This is a genomic window from Aminobacter sp. Piv2-1, from assembly GCF_037625995.1.
Lineage (GTDB): Bacteria > Pseudomonadota > Alphaproteobacteria > Rhizobiales > Rhizobiaceae > Aminobacter.
This window is the reverse complement of sequence record NZ_JARKMU010000001.1, coordinates 273,156-296,934: the sequence shown is the minus strand read 5'-3', so window position 1 is coordinate 296,934 and position 23,779 is coordinate 273,156. Positions and strand designations below refer to the sequence as shown.

The following is a 23,779-nucleotide window of genomic DNA, read 5'->3' as shown; positions in this document are numbered from 1 at the left end:
TGCCCCATCGCCTGGACGACGGCGCATGCACCCGCGGAGCATCAAGATGCGTTTGAGCCGCCTGGGTTCAGCTCAAGCCGCATCTGCCTCCGGCTGGATCAATGCCGTGCGCTTGCCCCGGTGCAAATCCACGGCAAAGGTGCAGGCTGCACTATGGCCGGGCGACAGCTTGTAGGCCGCCGGCACCTGCTGCTTGCACTCGTCGACCACCAGCGGGCAGCGGGTCCGGAACCGGCAGCCCGACGGCGGGTTGGTCGGGCTCGGCACCTCCCCGATCATCAGCGGTGCCTTGCGCTGCCTTTCGGCGATCGGATCGGCCTCGGGAACCGACGCCAGCAGCATCTGCGAATAGGGATGGCTCGGATGGTCGTAGAGTTCCTGCGACGGCCCATGCTCGACGATCTTGCCGAGATACATGACGTAGACGCGCGAGGCCGCCTGCCTGACGAGTTCGAGGTCGTGGGCAATGAACAGGCAGGCCACGCCCAAGTCCTTCTGCAACCGCAGGAACAGGTTCATCACCTGGGCGCGGATGGACAGGTCCAGTGCGCTGACCGGCTCGTCGCAGATCAGCACCCGGGGATTGACCGCAAGCGAACGGGCGATGGCGACGCGCTGGCGCTGGCCGCCGGACAGTTCGCGTGTGTGACGGTCCTTCACCGCATCGGCCAGGCCGACCTGGTCGAGCAGTTCCTTGGTGCGGCGCTCGCGATCGGTCCTCGACCTCATCCCGTCGATCTGCAGGGCCTCGTCGATGGCTTCGCCGACCGTCTGCCGGTCGTTGAGCGACGAGTAGGGATCCTGGAACACGTATTGCAGCGCCCTGCGGCTGTTGCGCAGAGCCACGCCCGAGAGCGTGCTGAGGTCCACGCCGTCGAGCAGCACGCGTCCGGAACTCGCCTTTTCGAGCCCGACGATGGTGCGCCCGAGGGTCGACTTGCCGCAGCCCGACTCGCCGACCAGGCCGACGATCTCGCCCGGATACAGCTCGATGGAAACGTCGTCGACGGCATGCACGAACTTGCCCCGCTGTACGCTCTTGAACCGCGTCTGCAGGTTTTCGACTTTAAGAACAGGCGCGTGTGTCATGCGGCTGCCTTTCCTTGATTGACGACCGGGCAGGCTACGAAGACGCTGCCGTCGGGCGTTGGCACCAGAGGGGGACGGCTGGCTGAACACGCCGCCACTGCGAATCCGCAGCGCGACGCGAAGGCACAGCCCTTGAACGGCGCGCCGAGCGTCGGCGGCACGCCGGGCAAGCCGCGGAATTCCGAACCGATCGGGTCCTCTCGCCGCGGGATCGCGTTGATCAGGCCCCTGGTATAGGGGTGGCGCGGACTGACCAGGACCTTGTCGACCGGACCGCGCTCGGCAGCGCGGGCGGCATACATGACGACGATGTTGTCGGCGGCACCGGCAACCACGCCCATGTCGTGGGTGATCAGCACCATGGCCATGTCGAGGCGCTTCTGCAGGTCCTTGAGGAGCCGCAGGATCTGCGCCTGCACCGTCACGTCGAGTGCGGTCGTCGGCTCGTCGGCGATCAGCAGCTTCGGCTCGCCCGCCAGCGCGATCGCGATGACGATGCGCTGCCGCAACCCGCCCGAAAGCTCGTGCGGATACTGCCTGAGACGTGCCGCGGGATCCGAGATGCCGACGAGCTTGACCAATTCGAGGGCTCGGGCTTCGGCCGCGCTCGGCGACATGCCGAGATGCAATTCCGCCATTTCCGCGATCTGCCGGCCGATGCGGCGCACCGGATTGAGCGCGCTCATCGGGTCCTGGAAGATGAAGCCGATGGACCTGCCGCGGAACTTGCGGATTTCAGCCTCCGGCCGGCCGATGAGTTCGTGGCCGTCGAACTTGACCGAGCCGGACAGCACGGTCGTCACGCCCGTCGGCATCAGCCCGAGCGGGGCGAAGTTCATCACGGTCTTGCCGCTGCCGCTTTCGCCGACGATGGCGAGGCATTCGCCCTGGCGGACCGAATAGCTCACGCCGTCGACCGGTCGCACCGCGGATTTTGCGGTCAGGAGGTCGACCGTCAGGTTGCTGACGGTCAGGAGCGGTTCGTTATGCATCGGAATTCTCCTTGGCCCAGCCCGCGGCCTCGAGCCGGCGTGCCGCAAGCATGCGCCTGGTGAGGGGCTTCGGAATGCGGTTGAGCGCGATGGATTCGCCCAGCGTGTTGAAGCCGATGACAGCCGCGGTCAGCGCGAGACCGGGCAGGAGCACCTGGCGCGGATCGGATTCGAGATATGGCAGGGCATCGACGAGCATCTGGCCCCATTCGGGCGTCGGCGGCTGGATGCCGAGGCCGAGGAAGCTCAGCGTCGCGACCGCAAGGGCGGCGGTGCCGGCGTCGGCCGTGGCATACACCATCACCGCGCCGATGGTGCCGGGCAGGAGATGGCCGAAATAGATCCGCCAGGGGCTGGCGCCCAGCACCCGCAGCGCCTCGATATGCGGCTTGCTCATGATGCTGACGGCCACGGCGCGGCTGATGCGGCCGCTCATCGGCCACCAGGCAAGCGCCAGCGCCATCACCATGGTCCAGTAGCCGGGGCCGACGATGCCGATCACGGCGAGCGCAATGATCAGGCTGGGGATGGAGAGGCCGACGTCGACGACGCGCATCAGGAGGTCGTCGACCCAGCCGCGGTGGTAGCCGGCGATCGTACCCATCAGGATACCGATCGTCATGGCGATGCCGAGGACCGAGCCCACGCTGACGAGCGAGGTGTTGGCGGCGATGATCAGCCGGCTCAGCGTGTCACGTCCGAGGTGGTCGGTTCCGAGCCAGTGCGCGGCGCTCGGCCCGAGGCCTGCGTCCAGCAGGTTCTGGGCGCTGGGATCCTGAGGAGCCAGCCAGGACGCGAAGGTGCCCAGGGCGACGAACAGGCCGATGGTGATCAAGGCCGCGCGCGGCATCTTCTTCAACCGGGCCAGGATAGAATTGAGTTTTTCCATGATCAGCTCCATTGGCGCCGAATGCGGGGATCGGTCAGCAGAACCGCGAGATCGACGATCAGGTTCACGATGATGAAGAAGGTGAGGAAGATGAGCAGGCACGCCTGCACCACCATGAAGTCGCGGAAGCGCACGCCGTTGAGGAAGTAGTCACCCAGTCCCTGCCAGGCGAACAGCGGTTCGACGATGATGGCTGTCGCCGTCATCAGGCCGACCTGGGTGCCGAGCGCATTGATGAACACCGGCGTGATGTTCGGCAGCGCGTCGCGGAACAGGATCGCGGTACGGCCCAGCCCCTTGCTCTTGGCTGTGAGCACGAAGGGACTGGTCATCGCCTCCTCCAGCCCGACGCGCACGACACGGCTCAGCACGGCGGCTGGCAGGACGGCGACGGTGAGCCAGGGCAGGATCCAGCTTTCAGGGCCTTCGAAGCCGAAGGACGGAAACAGCTGAAAGGTGACGGAGAAGCCGTAGATCATCAGCGCCCCGACGAAGAATGTCGGTGTCGAGGCGCCGACGAGCGCCAGACCGCGCGATACGCGGTCCGGCAGTTTGTATGGCCAGAGGGCCCCGAGGAAGCCAAGCACCAGGCTGATCAGGGTCGCAAGCGCGCCGCCACCGGCGACGAGTGTTCCCGTGACGAGCATGCGCTTTGGCAGGTCCGCGTTAACCTCCTGGCCCGTTCGGTAGGAGATGCCGAAATCTCCCCGGACTGCGTCGCCAAGCCAATCCACGTAGCGCACCAGCAGTGGCTTGTTCAGTCCTATCTCTTCGGCAACCTGATCGACATATCCCGGAACCGAGACCGCGCCACGCAGCTCGGCAATCAGGACCGCGACATTGCCCGGGGCAGAAACCACGAGCATGAAGCAGACCACGGACGCGAGGAAGAGCAGGACCAGGGAGTGCTTCAGCCGCTTGCTGATGAAGTGGATCAAGGCAACCTCCTGTTAGTCCGCCAGCACGATGTTTTCGTACGGCATGTCGTATTCCGTGGCCGCAGTGCTGAAGCCCTGGACCCGCTTGGAATGCGCCCAGATGGTGGGGACATAGATCAGCGGCGCGATCGCGTCGTTGTCCCGCAGCCAGTCGTAGAACTTCTGCAGGGCGGGCTCCACCTCGTCTTCCGAGGCCGACGCGGCGGCGTTGATCAGCGGATCGAGATTGACCGGATCGGTGACCAGCTTGCCCTCGACGTCATTCTTGAACGTGGAGAGGAAGAGGCCGACGATGGTTCCGAACGGCTCGAAGGGTGCACCATAGGTCAGGAAGAAGCCGAGATCGTACTTCTTCTCAAGCATGTCGGTGTGCTTCGACGCATGGTCGACCGAACGGATGGTCAGGTCGATGCCGATCTCCTTGAGCTCGGACTGGATGACCTCGGCCACCACGCGCGCGCCAGGTATGGCCTCCGGGCTGACGACCATCTCGAGCGTCAGCGGCTTGCCGTCCTTGGAGCGCACCGGACCACCGGTCCAACCGGCCTTCTCGAGCAACGCAGACGCCGCCGCCACGTCGCGGACCGGAGCGTCATATTGCTTGCCGGCCAACGGCAGTGCGTCGGAAAACAGGTTGCCGGCCGGCCTGGCGTAGCCGAGGTAGAGCGCCTGGGCGATCGCGGCACGGTCGATGCCGGTGCTGATCGCCTTGCGTACCAGAGGATCCTTCAGGACCTCGGCTCGATCAGGGTTGAAGGCCATCACCAGCGTGACGTTGCCGGGATCGATGACGACGGGAACGCCGGCCGCGTCGAGCTGCTTGGCTTCGACCGGGGTCAGTCCGGCAACCCAGAAGCCGCCGATCATGTCGAGTTCGCCGGCCCGCAGCGCCGCGACGCGCGAGCGCGGATCGGGGACGACCTTGGCTTCGAGACGGTCATAGGACGGCTTGTCGCCCCAGTAGCCATCGTAGCGTTCGAATACGCTCTGGGTGTCGTCGGCGCTGATCTGGCGCCACGGTCCCGTACCTACGGGTTCGCCGAACTTGCCATCGGCTCCGACGGACTTGGGGCTCAGGAAGCGCGGCGGCCGGGTGTAGGAGAGTTCCTGCAACAGCGCGAGCGGGGCTTCCTTGAAACGCAGGGTGATGTGGTAGTCGTCGACCACCTCGACCGACTGGAAATACTTGGAGCAGTTCATCCAGCTGAACTGATCCTTCCCCATCCAGCGATCGAGGTTCCACTTGCACGCAGTCGCATCAAAGACGGTGCCATCCTGGAAGGTGACGCCCTGGCGCAAGGTCAGCTGGAGCGTCTTGCCGCCGTCCTCGAGCTTCCAATCGGTGGCAAGGCACGGTTCGATCTTGCCGCCCTTGCCGTACTTCACCAGCGGCTCGAACATCAGGTCCTGGATGGCCCAGATCGCAAAGTGGCTTTGCGGATCGAGATTTCCTGCCGGCTTTGCGATCGCCACGCGCAGAGTGCCGCTCGCACCTTGCGCATAGGCAAGCTTGGTAAAGGCTGCCTCGGCCATGACCAGCCCCAGGGCACCAGATGTACCCTGCAAAAATGTACGCCTATTCAATGACATAGGTTTCTCCTCTCTAAGTTTTTGGGTCCTCGGCGCTTCAATCTGCCGTTACGTCAGAAGCGCTCTTTTTGTATAGACATATAATGTGTCTCATGTATACGATTAAACGTCAAGATCGTATTTTAGATGGAATGCGATTGTGATTACAGACTGTATCGCCGTACCGTGGAATGTGGGGCCAGACCCCTCGGCGCATTGCGTGATCCGCCGGGTACAAAAACCGGTCGGCCCGCGGCAAACGCCGTGCCAAACAAGGATTTTTGCGCCATCCGACATAAATCGGCACTGTTTTCGGCCGCATCCAAATGTATGAGGAGGGTCTACTCCGCATCCCATTTTTGCATACAGCGTGGAATAAAATTGTATACTCAACAAAATACGATGGGTAGGAAATGCAAATCAAGCTAATAAACCCAAACACGACCGCCTCCATGACTGAACTCATGGGAGAAGCTGCTCGTGCGGTCGCAGCGCCCGGCAGCGAAATTCTTCTCGCGACTTCGCGATCGGGGGCGGCGTCGATCGAAGGACACTACGACGAGGCCCTGAGCGTTCTCGGCGTCCTGGATCAGATTCTGGAGGGCGATCCGGCCGATGCCTATGTGATCGGCTGTTTCGGAGATCCGGGCCTGCTCGCCGCGCGCGAAGCGACCTCTTCTCCCGTCTTCGGCATCGCCGAGGCCGCCATGCACGCAGCTACGTTCGTGGCCACCAGCTTCTCTGTCGTCACTACGCTCGAACGCACCCGCGTGATCGCCGAGCATCTCGTGCGAAACTACGGCATGCAGGATCACTGCCGCCGCGTGCGCGCCACTGACGTGCCCGTCCTCGACCTCGACAGGCCGGAATCGAACGCCCGTGCCGTTATCCTGGCCGAGTGCGAGAAGGCGCTGCGCGAAGATCGCTCCGAAGCGATCGTGCTCGGCTGCGCCGGCATGGCGGACTTGGCGCAGTTTCTCGAAAGGGAGTTGAGCGTGCCGGTGATCGACGGCGTCGCCGCGGCCGTGAAATTCGCCGAGGCGATCGTCGGAATGGGTCTTCGCACGTCAAAGGCCGGCGATCTCGCCTACCCGCTGCCCAAGCCCTACATCGGAAAGTTGTCCGGTTATGCTCCGGCGCGGCTGTTTCCAGCCAACGAGCGTCAACGCATCGCTCGCGCGGCGATATAGGGGAAAGACATGGACTTCGATTTCGCCGAACTGCCCGAGAAGGACCGCTACCGGCTGCTCAGCAATTTCGTCGGCCCGCGGCCGATCGCGCTCGTCACCACCATCGACGAGCACGGCTGCAACAACGCCGCCCCGATGAGCTTCTTCAACGTGTTCTCGCACGAGCCGCCGCTCTTGATCCTCGGCATGCAGACCAGGCCCGACGGCACCACCAAGGACACCGTCGCCAACATCCGCCGCTCCGGCGAGTTCGTCGTCCACATGGTCGACATGGCGATCGCCAGGGAGATGATCGTCACCGGCATCAACTTCCCCGCCGATGTCGACGAGATCGAGTTCGCCGGGCTGACCAGCACGCCCTCGGTCAAGGTGGCAGCGCCCCGCATCGAGCAATCGCCCTGCGCCATGGAGTGCAAGGTGTCGCAGATCCTCGACTACGGCCGCCGCACCATCGTCGTCGGCGAGGTGGTGCAGATGTATGTCCGCGACGAATGCCTCGACGAGCGTGGCCGCTATGTCCGGCCGGAGGTCTACCAGCCGATCGCCCGGCTCCATGCCGACAACTACATCGTCGCCGACAACCAGTTCGTGCTGAAGAAGCCCGAAGACCTGCTCCATCACGAATTCTGGACAAGCGGCGAAGCCCCCCCGAAGGACGAGAAATAGCCCGCGAGGCTATCTCCCGACGTCGCCGATGCGTCCCCGATGACAGGTAGCCGACCGCCGGCGGCAGCGTAGCCCGCTTCCGGTACGGCCGCCGCTCGGATCGGTCAGACGGCGAGCGCCCTCTCGAGCAGGTCCAGGCCTTCGTCGACGATCGCCTCAGGGGCCGTCAGCGGCACCAGGATGCGGATCGTGTTGGCGTTGACGCCGCAAGAGAGCAGCACCAGGCCGTTCTCGTAGGCGGCCCTGGTGACGCGCCTGGTGGCCTCGGCGTCCGGCACCTCGCCGGCGCGGTCCTGGACGATGTCGAAGGCGACCATCGCGCCGGGGCCGCGCACGGCCGCGATCGGCAGCAGGTCGTTGCGGGTCCTGAAGCTCTCGAGGCGGGCCCTGAGGCGCGCGCCGATGGCGTTGGCGCGCTCCAAGAGCTTCTCCTCCTCGAATACGTCGAGCACGGCGAGCGCGGCCGCGCAGGCGAGCGGATTGCCGGCATAGGTGCCGCCCAGGCCGCCGGCCTCGGCCGCGTCCATGACCTCGGCGCGGCCGATGACGCCCGACAGCGGCAGGCCGCCGGCCAGGCTCTTGGCCACGCAGATCAGGTCGGCATGGACGTCGTAGTGCTCCATGGCGAACATCTTGCCGGTGCGGCCGTAGCCGGTCTGCACCTCGTCGGCGACGAGCAGGATGCCGTGGTCGTCACAGACCTTGCGCAGCCCCCGCATCAGGTCGGCCGGCGCCTGGTGGAAGCCGCCCTCGCCCTGCACCGGCTCGATGACGATGGCCGCGACGCGCGCCGGGTCGATGTCTGCCTTGAACAGGAACTGCAGGTACTTCAGCGACTCCTCGACCGAGACGTCGTTCTGCGGGCTCGGGAACGGCACGTGCCAGGTCTCCGGCTGTGCCGGGCCAAGCCCCTTCTTGTAGGGCACCACCTTGCCGGTCATCGACATGGCCATGATGGTGCGGCCGTGGAAGCCGCCGGTAAAGGCGATGACGCCGGAGCGGCCGGTGGCGGCGCGGGCGATCTTGATGGCGTTTTCGGTCGCCTCGGCGCCGGTGGTGAAGAAGCCGGTCTTGGCCGGCCCCTTGATCGGCGCCAGCGCGTTGATGCGCTCGGCCAGTTCGACATAGGGCTCGTAGAGCAGCACCTGGAAGCATGTGTGGGTGAAGCGCTCCATCTGCTCGCGCACGGCGGCCATCACCTTGGGATGGCAGTGGCCGGTGTTCAGCACGGCGATACCGCCGGCGAAATCGACATAGCGCTTGCCCTCGACGTCCCAGACCTCGGAGTTCAGCGCGCGCGCGGCCGATATCGGCGTGGCGTGGCCGATGCCGCGCGGCACGGCGTTCTGGCGGCGGGCGTAGATTTCAGCGTTGGTGCTCACAGCAACTTCTCCGGAACAGGGGAATGCGAGGCGTTCGCGACCGGCGGCAACCCGGTCCTTGGGAACCGAGCTCGGTCGGGCAGCGTGAACTCTATGCCGCCGTCGCCGGCGAGGCAAACGGCCGGACGGCGGCCGACCGGCGCGCCGAGACCGAGCAAGATGCCTGATTTGCGGTGTACGGGTTGCCCGTTGGAGCCGCAGCGCGGCCGGCTGTAGCTGCTGGCTAGCGCCGCCTTTTCGGCTTCTCCAGCAAGGCCACGGCTTCGACATGATGCGACCAGAGGAACTGGTCGATCGGCGTCACGCTCTTCAGCGTGTAGCCGCCGTCGAACAGGATCCTGAGATCCCGTGCGAGCGTCGCCGGATTGCACGACACGGCCGCCACATAGGGCACGTCGGAGCGGGCGATCTGTTTGCACTGGTCCTCGGCCCCTGCCCGAGGCGGATCGAAGGCGATGCCGTCGAAGGAATTGAGTTCCTTGAAGGTCAGCGGCCGGCGGTCGAGGTCGCGGCGCTCGACGGTCACGCGCTTCAACCCGCTGGCGAAGCGGAAACCGCGGTCGAGGGCTGCGAGTGACGCGGCATCGCCTTCCACCGCATGGACCTCGGATTTCGCCGCGAGACGCAGCGAGAATGTCCCGCAGCCGGAATAGAGGTCTGCGACCTTCTTGGCCTTGCGCAGGTGTTCCACGACGAGCCCGGCCATGGCCTCCTCGGCCGCCGCGACTGCCTGGACGAAGCCGCCGGGCGGCGGCGTCACCGTAGCCGAACCGAAGGACAGCGTCGGCTTGACCGGCTCGACGATGATCTCGCCGTCGATGGAAAGCCTGGCGATCCTGGACTTGATGACGAAATCGGTCGCGGCGCGGCGGATTGCTTCGGTCGGCTTGCCGCAATCGGCAGCCGCCACGTCGAAACCGGACTCGGTGGCAGTGACCAGGAACTTGAAAGGCTTGGATGTGTTGGCGATGATCCCGGCAAGGTGCCGCAAGGTGCCCGCCGCCTCGACGATGGACGGCAGCAGGACCGGGCATTCCTCGATGTCGACGAGCGTGTGAGAAAACGCCTTGTTGTATCCGAGGTGGAGCCCCGTCTCGGTGTTGCGTGCGGTGAAGGCTGCGCGCCTGCGGCTTTGCGGCGGGCAAGCAACCAACTCGCCAACCGGGATATCGATTCCCCTGCCCTTCAGTGCGTGAGCCACCAGCCCGCGCTTCCACTCGCGATAGGCGCCGTCATCGAGATGCTGGATCGAGCAGCCGCCGCATTCGGTGAAATGCTTGCAGGCGGGCGCGATGCGCTCGGGCGACGCCTCGAGCACGGCCAGAAGCTGCGCCCGGTCCTTGTCGCGCGCCGCAGTCACCGTCTCGCCGGGCAGCGCGAAGGGAATGAAGACATGGCCTCCGTTGACGTCGGCGATGCCGTCGCCATGTCCGCCCAGCCGCGCGATCTCGAAACGCACCGTCATCGATCCTTCACTCCGCCGAGCAGAAATTCATGATTGCCGTCGCCGCCCTCGACCGGCGAGTCGCAGATACCGAGGGCTCGCCAACCGGGAACCGCGTCGAGCCAGGCGCGCAGCTCCTCGGCCACGCGCGGACGATCCGCCGGGTTCTTGAGCAGGCCGCCCTTGCCGATCGCCTCGCGCCCGGCCTCGAACTGCGGCTTGACCAGGAACACGCCCCTGGCGCCCGGTGCGGCCAGTTCGAGCGCGTTGGGCAAGGCCAGCCTGAGCGAGATGAAACTCACGTCGGAGACCAGCAAGTCCGGCCGCCGGCCGTCGAGATCGTCGAGCACCAGATTGCGCGCATTCAGGCCTTCGCGGCAGGTGACGCGTGGATCGGCCTTCAGCTCCTCGTCCATCTGGCCGTGGCCGACATCGATGGCGACCACGTGCGCCGCACCTCGTTCCAGCAGCACCTGCGTGAAGCCACCGGTGGAAGCGCCGATGTCGAGCGCCTGGGCGCCCTTCGGGCCGAAGCCGAAATGGTCGAGGCCGGCGATCAGCTTGAGGGCCGCGCGCGACACATAGGCCTGCGCCGGGTCATCGACGGCAATTTCCACGCTCGCCGACACCGTCTGGCCCGGCTTCTTCGCCGGCTGGCCGTCGACGGTGACGGCACCGCGCGCCACCGCGTCGCGGGCGCGCGAACGGCTGGCAAACAGCCCACGGCTGACGAGCAGCTCATCGAGCCTCAGGCTGGCCTCGGGGCGCTGCGCATCGTGCTTTCCGAAAATCGATTCCGATTTTCGGGCCGATGCGCGGGCTTGCCTCGAATTGTCCATGGCTTTCAATGGCGAATGCGCGACCGCAACGCAAGCGCCGGTCAGGCGCGCGCCGCCCGCACCGACTTGCCCAGCGCCGCGAATGCCGCGCGCACGATGCCGGCGGCATCGAGCCCGGCGTCGGCATACATCTTGTCGGGGTTGGCGTGATCGACGAAGCGGTCCGGCAGCGTCATCGGCCGCACCTTGAGGCCGTTGTCAAGCAAGGCGTTGCGGGCGAGGAAATCCAGCACCTGGCTGGTGAAGCCGCCGACCGAGCCCTCCTCGACCAGCACCAGCACCTCGTGCGAGCGCGCCAGGCGGCGGATCAGGTCCTCGTCCAGCGGCTTGGCGAAACGGGCATCTGCGACCGTCGTCGAAAGGCCGGCGGCACCCAGTTCCTCGGCGGCGAGCAGGCAGTCCTTGAGGCGCGTGCCGAAGGACAGCAGCGCCACCTTGGTGCCTTCCTTGACGATGCGGCCCTTGCCGATCTCCAGCACCTGTCCGCGCTCGGGCATGTCGACGCCAACGCCGTTGCCGCGCGGATAGCGGAACGAGATCGGGCCCTCGTCGAACTCCGCCGCCGTGCGCACCATGTGGCGTAGCTCGGCCTCGTCGCTTGCTGCCATCACGACGAAATCGGGCAGCGAGGCGAGATAGGCTGTGTCGAAGGCGCCGCAATGGGTCGGGCCGTCGGCGCCGACGAAGCCGGCGCGGTCGATGGGGAAGCGCACCGGCAGCTTCTGGATCGCCACGTCATGCACCACCTGGTCGTAGGCGCGCTGCAGGAAGGTCGAGTAGATGGCGACGAACGGCTTGTAGCCCTCGGTCGCGAGGCCCGCGGCGAAGGTCACCGCATGCTGTTCGGCGATCGCCACGTCGAAGGTGCGCGACGGGAACGCCTGGCCGAACAGGTCGAGGCCGGTGCCCGAGGGCATCGCGGCGGTGACGGCGACGATCTTGTCGTCCTCGCGCGCTTCCTGGATCAGGCTCTCGGCGAACACCTTGGTATAGCTCGGGGCATTCGCCGGCGCCTTGGCCTGGGCGCCGGTGATGACGTCGAACTTGTTGACGCCGTGATACTTGTCGGCGGCGGCTTCCGCCGGCGCATAACCCTTGCCCTTCTGCGTCACGACATGGATCAGCACCGGGCCTGTGCCGTTGTCGCGGACGTTCTTCAGCACGGGAATGAGATGCTCGAGATTGTGGCCGTCGATCGGGCCGATGTGGAAGAAGCCCATCTCTTCGAACAGCGTGCCACCGGTGACGAAGCCACGCGCATGCTCGACGGCGCGGGTGATCGCGCGGTCGACGCGGCGGCCGAGATAGGAGGTCAGCTTCTTGCCGAGCTCGCGCACGCCGGCATAGGTGCGGCCCGAGGCGAGGCGCGCCAGATAGGCGCTCATCGCCCCCGCGGGCGGGGCGATCGACATGTCGTTGTCGTTGAGGATGACGATCAGGCGGGCATCCAGCGCACCGGCATTGTTCATCGCCTCATAGGCCATGCCGGCGGACATCGCGCCATCGCCGATCACGGCAATCACGTTGTTCTTGCCGCCCTGCAGATCGCGCGCGACCGCCATGCCGAGGCCGGCCGAGATAGAGGTCGACGAGTGCGCCGTGCCGAACGGGTCGTACTCGCTCTCGGCTCGCTTGGTGAAGCCGGAGAGCCCACCCTCCTGGCGCAGCGAGCGCATGCGCTCGCGCCGGCCGGTCAGGATCTTGTGCGGATAGGCCTGGTGGCCGACGTCCCAGATGATGCGGTCGTCAGGCGTGTCGAACACGTAGTGCAGCGCCACCGTCAGCTCGACCACGCCGAGGCCCGCGCCGAGATGCCCGCCGGTCTGCGACACGACGTCGATCAGTTCGGCGCGCAGTTCGCTGGCGAGCTGCGGCAGCTGGGCTTCATCCAGCGCACGCAGGTCCGCCGGCAGGCGAACCTTGTCGAGCAGTGGCGTTTCGGGCTTTGCGTTCATCAATCCGCACCAGTTGAACTTCGGCAGATACGGCGACGGGCCTGGAAAGTAAATGCGTGGCGGTACCGCGCCCTGGAGCGGCCCGCCCGTCAAGCCACTCCATCTCCTTGATCTTAAGCAATTCCGGACGGAAATCCGCTTCGCACTTTTCCTGGAATTGCTTAGCCCTCGGGCAGAGGGATGAACTCCTCCTCATCGCCTGGAACGATATCGAAGCGGCCGGTCTTCCATTCATTCTTGGCCTGCTCGATGCGCTCCTTGGAGGAAGAGACGAAGTTCCACCAGATATAGCGCTTGGAGCCGAGCGAGGCCCCGCCGAACAGCATGAAGTGGGCACCGAGCTCCGACGATACCACGATCTCGTCGCCCGGCCGGAACACCAGCAGCCGCTCGATCGGGAAGCGGTCGCCCAGAATGTCGATCTCGCCGCCGAGCGTGTAGATCGCGCGCTCCTCGGCATCCGCGGGAATCTTGATCCTGGCGCCCGGAGCCAGCCGGATGTCGGCATAGAGCGTGTCGGAGGCCTGGCGAACCGGCGACCTGACGCCCTTGAACTCGCCGATGATGAGGCGGCCCGAAGCGCCGTCGCCGTCGAAGGTCGGCAATCCGGCGGCGGCCGTGTTCTCGAACAGCGGGGCCATCTCCTCCTTGGCGTCGGGCAGCGCCAGCCAGGTCTGCAGGCCCGATATCGACATCGGCGCGCCGCGCAGTTCCTCCGGCGTGCGCTCGGAATGGACGATGCCACGGCCGGCCGTCATCAGGTTCACGTCGCCCGGCGCGATCACCATCTCGGTGCCGAGCGAATCGCGGTGCCGGATCTTGCCGTCGAACAAATAGGTGACGGTGGCAAGCCCGATATGCGGATGCGGGCGCACGTCGAGCGCGTGCCCTGCCCTCAGGATCGCCGGGCCCATGCGGTCGAAGAAAATGAACGGCCCGACCAGCCGGCGCTTGGCCGTCGGCAGCGCCCGGCGCACCTGGAAGCCGTCGATGTCCTTGGCGTTGGGCACGACCATCAGTTCGATCTGGTCGCAGGAGAACGCATCGCCCGGTGTCGGGTCTTCGGCTGGGAAGAAACTCATGGCTGCATCCTGACCTGATTGAAGCTTGGTTGTCGCCGGAGCCGGGCCACTCAGGCAAATCTCAGCGCCGAGCGCGCCTTCGCCTTGACGGCCTCTTCCTCGCGATTGCGGGGATGCTGGTGCGTTTCCATCTGATGCAGCATGTCGTGCGCTGCCTCGGCGATCCTGTCCACCGCGAGGAAGAACGCCTCTTCGTTCTTCTTCGACGGCTTGTTCGAGCCGCTCAGTTTGCGAACGAACTGCAGGGCGGCGTCGCGGATCTCGTCATGCGTCGCTGGCGGGTCGAAGTTGAACAATGTCTTGATGTTGCGGCACATCGCCTGCTCCCGGGCTTCATCAACCTTTGGGTATCCCAAAACTGGGGGCAACGTGCCGCAAGGTCAAGCCATTCGGCCGCCGGTCCTGCCGGCAGCCGAATGGCTTTGGGTCATTCGGCGTCGAGCGGCTCCGTGCCGGCGGGCTTGCCGTCACGCGACAGGCGGATCTTCTCGACCTTGTCCTCGGCCGACTTCAGCAGCCGGTCGCAATGCGCCTTCAACGCCTCGCCACGCTCGTAGATCTTGATCGACTGGTCGAGCGGCACGTCGCCGCGCTCGAGGTCGTCGACGATCTTCTCGAGAGCGGACAGCGCCTGCTCGAAGCTCATCGCCTTGATTTCGTCATTGGGCTCGACGGCCATGGTTCATCCTTTCATCAGGCGTTTGACGTGGGCGGCAACCGAGAAGGCCAGCCCCTGCAGGTCATAGCCGCCCTCGAGCAGGCTGACGAGGCGGTTCGACGAATGCCGCGCGGCGCGGTCCATCAATTGCCCCGTCGCCCAGTCGAAATCGGCTTCGGTCAGGTTGATCTCGGCCAGCGGGTCGCGATGGTGCGCGTCAAAACCGGCGGAGATGATGATCAGGTCGGGCGCGAAATTGTCGAGCGCCGGCAGCACGCGCGAGCGGAACGCCTCGCGGAAATGGTCGCTGCCGGTGTCGGGCGACAGCGGCGCGTTGACGATGTTGTTGCCGATGCCGGTCTCGCCCTTCGCACCGGTGCCCGGAAACAGTGGCATCTGGTGCGTCGAGCAATAGAGCACGCTCGGATCGTCCCAGAAGACGTCCTGCGTACCGTTGCCGTGGTGCACGTCCCAGTCGACGATGGCGACGCGCTCGACGCCGTGCCGCCTTTGGGCATGGCGCGCGGCAATCGCCGCGTTGTTGAACAGGCAGAAGCCCATGGCCGTGGTCTTTTCGGCATGGTGGCCCGGCGGACGCGAGGCGACGAAGACGTTGTCGGCCTTGCCGGCGAATACGTCGTCGACGGCCGCATTGGCGGCACCGATCGCCGTCAGCGCCGCCTGCCAGCTCTTGGGGCTCAGCACCGTGTCGCCGTCGATCCGCTCCATGCCCTCCTCCGGCACCCTGCGGCGGATGCCTTCCACGAAGGGCTCGGGGTGGACTTGGAGAATCGTCTGCTCGTCGCCTTCCGGCGCCTCGACGCGGTCGAGCGCATCGAAAGGCTCGTCGTCGAGCACGCGCTGGATGGCGCGCAGCCGGTCGGGCCGCTCGGGGTGTCCGGCGGGCGTCAGGTGTTCGAGATAGATCGGATGGGTGTAGAGCCGCGTGGTCATCAGCCCACTCTATCAGCAATGACCGGCCAGACCACGCAATAGGTGTCAAAGCCCTGGGGAAAATCGGCGGGCCTCACTGGCAGCCGCGGCGCCCCGGCTGCGCAGGCCTTCGAGCATCGCCTTGGTGGCCTTCGCGGCCTTCGGCGCCACGGCCTTGGGATCGTCGGCATTGGCGATCCACTGGGCGGCATGGATGGTGGCGCCGTTGATCAGCCGCGCCGCGGCCTCGGGGTCGATGTCGACCAGCGTCCCGTCCTCGACCAGCCTGCGCAGGCTGTCGGTCATCGCGCGGATGCAGGCGCTCTGGGTCGGCCAGTTCCAGGGATCGCCGAGCACTGCAGGGCCGTCGCGCAGCACGATGCGCTGTATTTCCGGCTCCAGCGCCATTTCGATATAGGCGATGCATTCGTCGACGAAGCCTTGCCAGGGGTCCTCGGCCCGGGCCGCAACAGCGCCCAGCCGCTCGGACATTTCAGCGTCGATCTGCAGGATCACCGCCTCCAGCAGCCCCTTCTTGTCACCGAAATGATGGTAGAGCGCGCCGCGCGTCAGCCCCGCCGCCGCGGTGAAGTCGTCCATCGAGGCCGCGGCATAGCCTGTCGCGCCGAACGCATGGCGCGCGGCCGCAGTGAGCTTGGCGCGCGTCTCGGCGATCATCTCCTTGCGCGGCTTGTGCATCAGCAAACCCTTAAATGACATACGTCATGTATGTGAATTGACATTTCCAGCCTGCGCCCCTAACTAACTCACATACGCGCCGTATGTAAGTGCCATGCGGCGGAAATTCCAGGATATTCCCAATGCCAAACCCCTATGGCGAGATCTTCACCGCGCCTGGCGCGAAGGCCTTTTCGGCAGCAGGTTTCATCGCCCGCCTACCGCTGTCGATGATCACGCTCGGCATCGTCACCATGCTTTCCGAAACCCATGGCGAGTATTGGCTGGCGGGTGCGGTGGCTGCGACCTTCGCCTTCTCCAATGCCCTCATCGCGCCGCAGGTGTCGCGGCTGGTCGACCGCTACGGCCAGAGCCGCATCCTCATCCCCGGCACGCTCTTGACCGTCGCCGCCTTGACCGGGCTCATTCTGGCCACCCGATATGGCGCGCCGAACTGGGTGCTGTTCGCCTTCGCGGTGCTTGCCGGCGCCATGCCGAGCATGAGCGCGATGATAAGGGCGCGCTGGACCGCGCTCTATAGCGGCACGCCCAGGCTGCACACGGCTTTCGCCTTCGAATCGGTGGTCGACGAGGTCATCTTCATGACCGGCCCGATCGTTGCCATCGGGCTCAGCGTCGGGGTCTTCCCCGAGGCGGGCCCGCTGGTCGCAACCGTCCTGCTCGCCATCGGCAACATGCTGTTTGCGGCGCAGAAGGCGACCGAGCCGCCCGTCCATGCGCGAAACAGGAGCGATGGCGCCTCGGTGATCCGGCTCGGCTCGCTGCAGGTCATCGTGCTGACCCTGATTGCCATCGGCGCGATCTTCGGCACCGCCGAGGTGACGGCGGTGGCCTTCGCCGAGGGACAGGGCAACAAGGCCGCCGCCGGCTTCGCGCTGTCGGCCTATGCCGCCGGCTCGCTGGTCGCGGGCCTCGGCTTCGGCGCGCTCAAGCTCCGGATGCCGCTCGCCCGGCAGCTGCTGATGTCGATCGCGCTGGCGGCGCTGACGACCCTGCCGCTGATGATGGTCTCCAACATCGCGACGCTCGCCGTCGTGTTCTTCTTTGCCGGCCTGGCGGTCTCGCCGACCATCATCCTGTCGATGGCGCTGGTGGAAAGGCTCGTGCCCTCGGCGAAGCTGACCGAAGGCATGACCTGGGCGATCACCGGCATCAGCATCGGCATGGCTGCGGGCTCGTCGGCCTCCGGCTGGTTCATCGACGTGCTCGGCCCGACCAGCGGCTTCATGATCTCGCTTGCCGCCGGCTTCGTTGCCCTGCTCATCACGTTCGTCGGCCAGGGAAAACTGCACCGCGGCGTCCGCGCGCCTTCACCCGTGGCGGCGGAATAGCCGGAAGGGGCCGGCCGTGCCTCGAACGGGCACCGCCGGCCACTCGCGTTGCTTCAGACGCTGCGCGGCGTGCCGTCCCAGCGCGAGGCCTCGCCCGAGCCGAAGGCCTTTTCCTTGAGTTCGCGGAACTTGGACGAAGCCTCTTCGAGCTTCCGGTCCCATTCCGGATTGGGCACCTGGCCCTCGATCACCCTGAAATAGACCTGCATCAGCGATGCCACGGCGAAGGGCTCGATGAACGCCGCCTTGAAGGCCCAGGCAAACACGATCGCCAGCACGAAGGCCCAGCCGGCAAGCTGGCCCGGCATGAAGTAGAGGATGGCCCCGGCGGGCGCCAGCATGAACAGGAAGATCAGCAGCGACACCACCCAGACGAAAAGCGAGAGCCAGACGGCGTTCTTGACCATGGTCTTGCCGTTCTGGGCGTAGAGCACGACGCCCTGGCGCGCGGTCTGCCAGGGCGAATTGCTGCCGATGCGGATGTTGTAGCCGAGGATGATCTCGTCGACATAGGTGAGCGACATGCGGATCACCGTGTTGACGAACCTGACCAGCCCGTCGAGGCCGGGGATGGGCAGGAACGCCGCTATCCCCCCGATGAGCCCTGTGATCGCCCGCACCGCGCCCTTCACCAGCTGGTCGAGCACGAACAGGATACTGGCCTCGCTGAAGCGCTCGGTCACGACCTCGCGGGCATAGGCGATCTGGTTCTGGCCGCCCGGGATCTCGCGCCCGTCGATCAGATGCACCATTGCGGCGATGTGGCCGGCCTTGACCAGGTAGAGGATGTATTCGCGCACCCAGTAGACGGCGACTGAGACCACGCCGAAGCCGGCGATGCCGCCCCACAGCGCAAAGGACACCGGTCCGTCGGGGTCGGAGGCGATTTGGCCGACGCCGTAGCCGACGCCGGCGCCCGCGCCCGTGGCCACGATGTAGGCGAGCGTGATGCCGAAATAGACGACCATGCGCAGCACGATGAAAGGCCACGTACGCGCCATGATCGACAGGCTCTTGCCGATGTCGAAATCCCACATAGCCGACTCGCCCCCAAGAGACGGCACGAGAATGCGCCGACGCCAGTGGAAGTCAATCGCAGCGTCGGCCCGGGGCTCCCGGCCCCGGTTAGCGGATTTCGGTCTTGGCGATGCGGATGCCGAAGCCTTCCAGGCCGACATAATGGCGCTCGCGCGACGAGACCAAGTTGATCGACGAGATGCCGAGGTCCTTGAGGATCTGGGCGCCCAGGCCGATCTGGCGCCACTCGTCCTCGCGGCGGCGCGCCTCCTCGTGGTCCTCGCGCTCGGCCGAGGGCCGGTTGCGGCCGAGATTGGACACGCCCACCGACCCCTCGCGCAGGTAGACGATCACGCCGCGGTTGCACTCGCCGAAGGTCTTCATGATGTCGGCCAGGCGGTTCTTGGTGCCGAACACGTCGGTCACCACGTCCTCGGTGTGCAGGCGCACCGGCACGTCCTCGCCGTCGCGGATGTCGCCGAAGACGATGGCGAGGTGGTGCATCACGTCCCAGGGCAGCGTGTAGGTGATGGCCTTGGCCTTGCCGGCCGGCGTTTCGATGTCGAAGCTGTCGACACGCTCGATCAGCGTTTCCTGGCGCTGGCGATAGGCGATCAGGTCGGCGACCGATACCTGCTTCAGCCCGTTCTTCTCGGCAAAGTCCGCCACCTGCGGGCCGCGCATCACCGTGCCGTCGTCGTTCATCAGCTCGGAGATCACGCCGACCGGCGGCAGGCCGGCGAGCTTGCACAGGTCGACCGCGGCCTCGGTGTGGCCGGAGCGCATCAGCACGCCGCCCTCGCGGGCGATCAGCGGGAAGATGTGGCCCGGCCGGACGAAGTCCGCGCCACCGACATTAGGGTTGGCGAGATTGCGCACGGTCAGCGTGCGGTCCTCGGCCGAGATGCCGGTCGTGGTGCCGTGCTTGAAGTCGACGCTGACGGTGAAGGCGGTGGTGTGGGCCGAATCGTTGTCGGCGACCATCGGCGCGAGGTTCAGCCGGCGGGCGTCTTCCTTCAGCATCGGCGTGCAGACGATGCCGGAGGTATGGCGCACGATGAAGGCCATCTTCTCGGGGGTGCAGTGGACGGCGGCGACGATCAGGTCGCCCTCGTTCTCGCGGCCGTCGTCGTCCATCACGACCACGATCTCACCGCGCTCGAAGGCCCTCAGCGCTTCGACTACTTTCTTCTGGTCGTATGGCATGGCGTGGTCACTCGGTGCGTGTGTTTGTGCTGCAGCAGAGTAAGGCAATAGGGCAACAAGGCAGTAGGTTTTTTTGCACGTAGAGCGAATTGCCCTGCTCCCGTACTGCCCGATTCCCCCTAGATCCTTCCCGTCTGTCCTCGATGGCGCAGATAGTGGTCGGCGATGGCGCAGGCAACCATGGCCTCGCCGATCGGCACCGCGCGGATGCCGACGCAGGGGTCGTGCCTGCCCTTGGTCATGACGTCGACCTCCTTGCCGTCCTTGTCGATCGACTTGCGCGGCGTCAGGATCGACGAGGTCGGCTTGACCGCGAAACGCGCGATCACCGCCTGCCCAGTCGAGATGCCGCCCAGTATACCGCCGGCATGGTTGGACAGGAACATCGGCCGGCCGTCATTGCCGATGCGCATCTCGTCGGCATTCTCCTCGCCGGTGATGCGCGCGGCCTCGAAGCCGTTGCCGATCTCGACACCCTTGACCGCGTTGATCGACATCAGGTTCGAGGCAATGTCCTGGTCGAGCTTGCCGTAGATCGGCGCGCCCAGCCCAGCCGGCACGCCCTCGGCGACGATCTCGAGCACCGCGCCCACCGAGGAACCCGTCTTGCGGATGCCGTCGAGATATTCGGCGAACACCTGGACCGAGGCCCGGTCTGGCGTGAAGAACGGGTTCTCGGCGTCGCCGATGAAATCCCAGTCCCAGTTGGCGCGGTCGATAGACTTGGTGCCCATCGACACGAGTGCGCCGCGGACCACGAGACCGGGCACGATCTTGCGGGCGATGGCGCCGGCGGCGACCCTCGCCGCGGTCTCGCGCGCCGAGGAACGGCCGCCGCCGCGATGGTCGCGCAGGCCGTATTTCACCTCATAGGCATAGTCGGCGTGGCCGGGCCGGTACTGCCGGGCGATCTCGCCATAATCCTTGGAGCGCTGGTCGACGTTCTCGATCATCATCGAGATCGGCGTGCCGGTCGAAATCAGGGTCTCGCCGTCCTCGTCCAAAATCACGCCCGACAGCACCTTGACCTCGTCGGGCTCGCGCCGCTGGGTGACGAAGCGCGACTGGCCCGGCTTGCGCTTGTCGAGCTCGTCCTGGATGTCCTTCAGCGTGAAGCGGATGCCGGGCGGGCAGCCGTCGACCACGCAGCCGAGCGCCGGCCCATGGCTTTCGCCCCAGGTGGTGACGCGGAACAGATGGCCGAAAGTGTTGTGCGACATGGACTGGCCTTTCCAGGATACCGCCGCCTTCTAGCGCATGCCCTCGAAAAGGGAAATTGCTGATTTGCGCGGCGGACGCCCACCCAAAAAGCGACCGCCAAGCCTTGACCCGCGGCATCAACGGCCATAGCGGAGGGGCGGTTCTTGCAGGACGGGGAATTGCCGCATGAATGTCCTCCTTATCGGCTCCGGCGGTCGCGAGCACGCACTCGCCTGGAAGCTCGCGGCGTCGCCGATGCTGACCAGGCTCTATGCGGCGCCGGGCAATCCCGGTGTCGCGCAGGAGGCCGAACTGGTGGCGCTCGACATCGCCGACCACGCCGCGGTGGCCGCGTTCTGCAAGGAGAAGGCAATCGACCTCGTCGTCGTCGGCCCCGAGGGTCCGCTGGTCGCCGGCATCGGCGACGACCTGCGCGCCCAAGGCATCCGTGTCTTCGGCCCGTCGAAGGCCGCCGCCCAGCTCGAAGGCTCGAAGGGCTTCACCAAGGATCTCTGTGCCCGCTACGGCATTCCGACCGCGGCCTATGGCCGTTTCGACGACGCGGCTGCGGCGCGCGCCTATGTCGAAAAGACAGGCGCCCCCATCGTCATCAAGGCCGACGGGCTTGCTGCTGGCAAGGGTGTGACGGTGGCAATGACGCTCGACGAGGCGCTCGAGGCGGTCGATGCATGCTTCGAAGGCGCGTTCGGCGGGGCTGGCGCGTCTGTTGTCGTCGAGGAATTCATGACCGGCGAAGAAGCGAGCTTCTTTTGCCTGTGCGACGGCAAGACGGCGCTGCCTTTCGGCACGGCGCAGGACCACAAGCGCGTCGGCGACGGCGACGTCGGTCCCAACACCGGCGGCATGGGCGCCTATTCGCCGGCGCCCGTCATGGACCCGGTGACGGTCGAGCGCACCATGCGCGAGATCGTCGAGCCGACCATGCGCGGCATGGCCGAGATGGGCGCGCCATTTGCTGGCGTGCTGTTCGCCGGCCTGATGCTGACCGACAAGGGCCCCAGGCTGATCGAATACAACACCCGCTTCGGCGATCCCGAATGCCAGGTGCTGATGATGCGGCTGAAGGAGGACCTGCTGGTCCTGCTCAACGCCGCCGCCGACGGCCAGTTGAGCCACGTCTCGGCGCGCTGGCGCGACGAGGCCGCGCTGACCGTGGTGATGGCCGCCCGGGGTTACCCCGGCACGCCGGAAAAGGGTTCTGCCATTTCAGGCATCGACAAGGCCGAAGCCTCCGGCGCCCAGGTCTTCCACGCCGGCACGGCACTGAAGGACGGCAAGCTGGTCGCCAATGGCGGCCGCGTGCTCAATGTCACCGCAACGGGCGGCAGCGTCAGCGAAGCCCAGGCCAAGGCCTACCAGGCGGTCGATCTCATCGATTGGCCCGAAGGCTTCTGCCGCCGCGACATCGGCTGGCGCGCGGTCGAGCGCGAGAACGATTAGCGCGCGGCGCGGTCGAGTTCGGTCGAGGCCGTCGATACCGGATCGAGATCGGCCCTGCGGTAGGCGACGGCGCGCTCGCGCCTCTCCAGCTTGACGGCGGCATATTCGGCCATGCCATAGGCATGGCGGCTGCCGAGCGCCTTCACGGCCGGTACCGTGCCCAGCACGGCCTTGTTCCAGCTCGAGCGCAAAGCGTTCGCAAGCAGGTCGAGGCGTACCGGATAGGCGACCGAGGCGTAGCGGATCCGGCTTTCGCCCTTCACACCGTCGTCGCGGGCAATCGGCACCGGCACGTTCGCCACGAACACGTCGGTGGCTTCGACGAGCTGGCCGAACGGCCAGGCCTTGCGCAGCGCATCCGCGTCCATCGGCGCGACGTTGACGTCGATGTCGTTCCCCGTGCCGGCGACGCGATAGGGGCAGCGGCGCTCGCCGCAATTGGCCTGGGCCGAGAACTGCCACAGCGTGTAGCCCTGCCAGTTGCCCTTCGGGAAATGAATGCCGATCTCCGGCTTGTAGCGCGCGTACCACAGCGGCAGCCGCGACAGCAGCTGGTAGCGATAGCGGTTGTCGGCGATGTACCGGGAGGTCGCCCCGTTGGTGTAGAGGATCGGATAGCGGCCGGTCCGCTGGAAGATGTAACGCACGAAGATCTCCGCGTCCTCGAGCGACATCCATTTCTCCGGGTCGTTTTCCTCGATGTCGAGCGCCATCAGGTCGTCGGGGCCGGGCTCGGCGAAATCGAGGAAATTCTGCGCCTGTTCGATCGGATTGCCGGGACGGCCGAGATGATAGGCGCCCCATTCGAGGCCGAGCGCCTTGGCCACGACCTTGCGGGTGTGGAACAGTTCGCGCGCCACCGCATGACGCTTCCACAGCGCCTTGCACAGCCGGATTTCGGTTTCGGTGCCCGAACAGGCGTAGGGCGGCGGCAGGCCGTCGGAGCCCTTGTTGATGAAGCCTACGATGCGCTTGTCGCCGGAGAGCTTCTGCCAGTCGATGGAATTGTATTCGTAGGCGTCGATGACGAGTGCCCGATCGGCCTGCTTCCAGGGTTCGGAAAAGTCCTGCTCGGCAGCTTTTGCCGTCCCGTGCATGGTCCCCGCGGCGAGCAGCGCGGCGAACGCAAATTTCTGCAGCTTAGACGCCAATCCCCTCAAAAGGCGACCCTCGGTGACCGGTAACCGATCCTGAACCCGCATGGTTAAGGAAATGCTGATAAAGCACCACCGCCCTAGG

General features: G+C 66.0%; 22 protein-coding genes. 4 read left to right on the top strand and 18 right to left on the bottom strand.

Annotated elements, in window-relative coordinates:
- Positions 1 to 72: 72 nt before the first annotated feature.
- The 5 genes from AmiPiv_RS01455 to AmiPiv_RS01435 are packed head-to-tail and all read right to left on the bottom strand — an operon-like array spanning position 73 to position 5,498.
- Entirely contained in the window at positions 73 to 1,089 is a 1,017-nt protein-coding gene (locus AmiPiv_RS01455) for an ABC transporter ATP-binding protein (protein WP_340035466.1), read from the bottom strand.
- A complete protein-coding gene (locus tag AmiPiv_RS01450; protein WP_340035465.1) occupies positions 1,086 to 2,081 on the bottom strand; it encodes an ABC transporter ATP-binding protein in 996 nt (331 codons plus the stop codon). The genes AmiPiv_RS01455 and AmiPiv_RS01450 overlap by 4 nt, the downstream gene beginning before the upstream one ends.
- On the bottom strand, positions 2,074 to 2,982 hold the full coding sequence (locus AmiPiv_RS01445) for an ABC transporter permease (RefSeq protein WP_340035464.1): 909 nt from the start codon (positions 2,980 to 2,982) through the stop codon (positions 2,074 to 2,076). The genes AmiPiv_RS01450 and AmiPiv_RS01445 overlap by 8 nt, the downstream gene beginning before the upstream one ends.
- Positions 2,973 to 3,908 (bottom strand): ABC transporter permease, encoded by a 936-nt coding sequence (locus tag AmiPiv_RS01440; RefSeq protein WP_340035463.1) that lies wholly within the window; start codon positions 3,906 to 3,908, stop codon positions 2,973 to 2,975. The genes AmiPiv_RS01445 and AmiPiv_RS01440 overlap by 10 nt, the downstream gene beginning before the upstream one ends.
- A gap of 12 nt (positions 3,909 to 3,920) precedes the next feature.
- Complete coding sequence (locus AmiPiv_RS01435; protein WP_340035462.1) at positions 3,921 to 5,498, bottom strand: nickel ABC transporter substrate-binding protein; 1,578 nt, start codon at positions 5,496 to 5,498, stop codon at positions 3,921 to 3,923.
- Between the two features lie 392 nt (positions 5,499 to 5,890).
- On the opposite strand from AmiPiv_RS01435, the gene AmiPiv_RS01430 reads away from it, so the two are divergent.
- Together AmiPiv_RS01430 and AmiPiv_RS01425 are read left to right on the top strand one after the other, a co-directional pair.
- A complete protein-coding gene (locus AmiPiv_RS01430; RefSeq protein WP_340035461.1) occupies positions 5,891 to 6,667 on the top strand; it encodes an aspartate/glutamate racemase family protein in 777 nt (258 codons plus the stop codon).
- Positions 6,668 to 6,676: 9 nt separating this feature from the next.
- Positions 6,677 to 7,333: a flavin reductase family protein gene (locus AmiPiv_RS01425; protein ID WP_340035460.1), complete on the top strand. Its 657-nt coding sequence runs from the start codon at positions 6,677 to 6,679 to the stop codon at positions 7,331 to 7,333.
- Between the two features lie 104 nt (positions 7,334 to 7,437).
- Here the strand turns inward: AmiPiv_RS01425 and gabT are convergent, their stop codons facing one another.
- From gabT to AmiPiv_RS01380, 9 genes are all read right to left on the bottom strand, one after another.
- A complete protein-coding gene (gene gabT / locus AmiPiv_RS01420) occupies positions 7,438 to 8,715 on the bottom strand; it encodes a 4-aminobutyrate--2-oxoglutarate transaminase (protein ID WP_340035459.1) in 1,278 nt (425 codons plus the stop codon).
- A gap of 223 nt (positions 8,716 to 8,938) precedes the next feature.
- Positions 8,939 to 10,180 (bottom strand): class I SAM-dependent RNA methyltransferase, encoded by a 1,242-nt coding sequence (locus tag AmiPiv_RS01415; RefSeq protein ID WP_340035458.1) that lies wholly within the window; start codon positions 10,178 to 10,180, stop codon positions 8,939 to 8,941.
- Positions 10,177 to 10,998 carry a TlyA family RNA methyltransferase gene (locus AmiPiv_RS01410; protein WP_445206878.1) on the bottom strand — a complete coding sequence of 274 codons (822 nt, stop codon included), beginning with the start codon at positions 10,996 to 10,998 and terminating at the stop codon, positions 10,177 to 10,179. The genes AmiPiv_RS01415 and AmiPiv_RS01410 overlap by 4 nt, the downstream gene beginning before the upstream one ends.
- Before the next feature lie 41 nt (positions 10,999 to 11,039).
- Positions 11,040 to 12,953 carry a 1-deoxy-D-xylulose-5-phosphate synthase gene (gene dxs / locus AmiPiv_RS01405; RefSeq protein WP_340035457.1) on the bottom strand — a complete coding sequence of 638 codons (1,914 nt, stop codon included), beginning with the start codon at positions 12,951 to 12,953 and terminating at the stop codon, positions 11,040 to 11,042.
- A gap of 161 nt (positions 12,954 to 13,114) precedes the next feature.
- Positions 13,115 to 14,035, bottom strand: coding sequence for a pirin family protein (locus AmiPiv_RS01400; RefSeq protein ID WP_340035456.1), 921 nt, complete (start codon positions 14,033 to 14,035; stop codon positions 13,115 to 13,117).
- Positions 14,036 to 14,085: 50 nt separating this feature from the next.
- A complete protein-coding gene (locus AmiPiv_RS01395) occupies positions 14,086 to 14,352 on the bottom strand; it encodes a DUF2277 domain-containing protein (RefSeq protein ID WP_340035455.1) in 267 nt (88 codons plus the stop codon).
- A gap of 110 nt (positions 14,353 to 14,462) precedes the next feature.
- Positions 14,463 to 14,714 (bottom strand): exodeoxyribonuclease VII small subunit, encoded by a 252-nt coding sequence (locus AmiPiv_RS01390; protein WP_340035454.1) that lies wholly within the window; start codon positions 14,712 to 14,714, stop codon positions 14,463 to 14,465.
- A 3-nt stretch (positions 14,715 to 14,717) separates the two neighbouring features.
- Positions 14,718 to 15,647, bottom strand: coding sequence for a histone deacetylase family protein (locus AmiPiv_RS01385; RefSeq protein ID WP_340035453.1), 930 nt, complete (start codon positions 15,645 to 15,647; stop codon positions 14,718 to 14,720).
- Positions 15,648 to 15,692: 45 nt separating this feature from the next.
- Positions 15,693 to 16,325 carry a TetR/AcrR family transcriptional regulator gene (locus AmiPiv_RS01380; RefSeq protein WP_340035452.1) on the bottom strand — a complete coding sequence of 211 codons (633 nt, stop codon included), beginning with the start codon at positions 16,323 to 16,325 and terminating at the stop codon, positions 15,693 to 15,695.
- Positions 16,326 to 16,447: 122 nt separating this feature from the next.
- Between AmiPiv_RS01380 and AmiPiv_RS01375 the strand changes: the two genes are divergently transcribed.
- Positions 16,448 to 17,656 (top strand): MFS transporter, encoded by a 1,209-nt coding sequence (locus tag AmiPiv_RS01375; protein ID WP_340035451.1) that lies wholly within the window; start codon positions 16,448 to 16,450, stop codon positions 17,654 to 17,656.
- A 53-nt stretch (positions 17,657 to 17,709) separates the two neighbouring features.
- Here the strand turns inward: AmiPiv_RS01375 and AmiPiv_RS01370 are convergent, their stop codons facing one another.
- The 3 genes from AmiPiv_RS01370 to aroC form a co-directional block, all read right to left on the bottom strand.
- Positions 17,710 to 18,693, bottom strand: coding sequence for a hypothetical protein (locus AmiPiv_RS01370; RefSeq protein WP_340035450.1), 984 nt, complete (start codon positions 18,691 to 18,693; stop codon positions 17,710 to 17,712).
- A gap of 88 nt (positions 18,694 to 18,781) precedes the next feature.
- Positions 18,782 to 19,879, bottom strand: coding sequence for a 3,4-dihydroxy-2-butanone-4-phosphate synthase (ribB, locus tag AmiPiv_RS01365; RefSeq protein WP_340035449.1), 1,098 nt, complete (start codon positions 19,877 to 19,879; stop codon positions 18,782 to 18,784).
- 119 nt (positions 19,880 to 19,998) lie between these two features.
- Positions 19,999 to 21,099, bottom strand: a complete 1,101-nt coding sequence (aroC, locus tag AmiPiv_RS01360; RefSeq protein WP_340035448.1) for a chorismate synthase — start codon at positions 21,097 to 21,099, stop codon at positions 19,999 to 20,001.
- Between the two features lie 166 nt (positions 21,100 to 21,265).
- Between aroC and purD the strand changes: the two genes are divergently transcribed.
- Positions 21,266 to 22,540, top strand: coding sequence for a phosphoribosylamine--glycine ligase (gene purD / locus AmiPiv_RS01355; RefSeq protein ID WP_340035447.1), 1,275 nt, complete (start codon positions 21,266 to 21,268; stop codon positions 22,538 to 22,540).
- Here the strand turns inward: purD and AmiPiv_RS01350 are convergent.
- Positions 22,537 to 23,637 (bottom strand): glycoside hydrolase family 25 protein, encoded by a 1,101-nt coding sequence (locus tag AmiPiv_RS01350; RefSeq protein ID WP_340035910.1) that lies wholly within the window; start codon positions 23,635 to 23,637, stop codon positions 22,537 to 22,539. The two genes, purD and AmiPiv_RS01350, sit on opposite strands and share 4 nt — an antisense overlap.
- Positions 23,638 to 23,779: the final 142 nt, after the last annotated feature.

Coding starts and splice junctions, on each gene's coding strand:
- AmiPiv_RS01350 (WP_340035910.1), bottom strand. CDS start 23,637: ATGCACGGGACGGCAAAAGCTGCCGAGCAGGACTTTTCCGAACCCTGG.
- AmiPiv_RS01380 (WP_340035452.1), bottom strand. CDS start 16,325: ATGCACAAGCCGCGCAAGGAGATGATCGCCGAGACGCGCGCCAAGCTC.
- aroC (WP_340035448.1), bottom strand. CDS start 21,099: ATGTCGCACAACACTTTCGGCCATCTGTTCCGCGTCACCACCTGGGGC.
- AmiPiv_RS01395 (WP_340035455.1), bottom strand. CDS start 14,352: ATGTGCCGCAACATCAAGACATTGTTCAACTTCGACCCGCCAGCGACG.
- AmiPiv_RS01390 (WP_340035454.1), bottom strand. CDS start 14,714: ATGGCCGTCGAGCCCAATGACGAAATCAAGGCGATGAGCTTCGAGCAG.
- AmiPiv_RS01435 (WP_340035462.1), bottom strand. CDS start 5,498: ATGTCATTGAATAGGCGTACATTTTTGCAGGGTACATCTGGTGCCCTG.
- ribB (WP_340035449.1), bottom strand. CDS start 19,879: ATGCCATACGACCAGAAGAAAGTAGTCGAAGCGCTGAGGGCCTTCGAG.
- AmiPiv_RS01415 (WP_340035458.1), bottom strand. CDS start 10,180: ATGACGGTGCGTTTCGAGATCGCGCGGCTGGGCGGACATGGCGACGGC.
- AmiPiv_RS01370 (WP_340035450.1), bottom strand. CDS start 18,693: ATGTGGGATTTCGACATCGGCAAGAGCCTGTCGATCATGGCGCGTACG.
- AmiPiv_RS01400 (WP_340035456.1), bottom strand. CDS start 14,035: ATGAGTTTCTTCCCAGCCGAAGACCCGACACCGGGCGATGCGTTCTCC.
- AmiPiv_RS01455 (WP_340035466.1), bottom strand. CDS start 1,089: ATGACACACGCGCCTGTTCTTAAAGTCGAAAACCTGCAGACGCGGTTC.
- AmiPiv_RS01430 (WP_340035461.1), top strand. CDS start 5,891: ATGCAAATCAAGCTAATAAACCCAAACACGACCGCCTCCATGACTGAA.
- dxs (WP_340035457.1), bottom strand. CDS start 12,953: ATGAACGCAAAGCCCGAAACGCCACTGCTCGACAAGGTTCGCCTGCCG.
- AmiPiv_RS01445 (WP_340035464.1), bottom strand. CDS start 2,982: ATGGAGCTGATCATGGAAAAACTCAATTCTATCCTGGCCCGGTTGAAG.
- AmiPiv_RS01425 (WP_340035460.1), top strand. CDS start 6,677: ATGGACTTCGATTTCGCCGAACTGCCCGAGAAGGACCGCTACCGGCTG.
- AmiPiv_RS01450 (WP_340035465.1), bottom strand. CDS start 2,081: ATGCATAACGAACCGCTCCTGACCGTCAGCAACCTGACGGTCGACCTC.
- AmiPiv_RS01375 (WP_340035451.1), top strand. CDS start 16,448: ATGCCAAACCCCTATGGCGAGATCTTCACCGCGCCTGGCGCGAAGGCC.
- purD (WP_340035447.1), top strand. CDS start 21,266: ATGAATGTCCTCCTTATCGGCTCCGGCGGTCGCGAGCACGCACTCGCC.
- AmiPiv_RS01410 (WP_445206878.1), bottom strand. CDS start 10,998: ATGGACAATTCGAGGCAAGCCCGCGCATCGGCCCGAAAATCGGAATCG.
- AmiPiv_RS01385 (WP_340035453.1), bottom strand. CDS start 15,647: ATGACCACGCGGCTCTACACCCATCCGATCTATCTCGAACACCTGACG.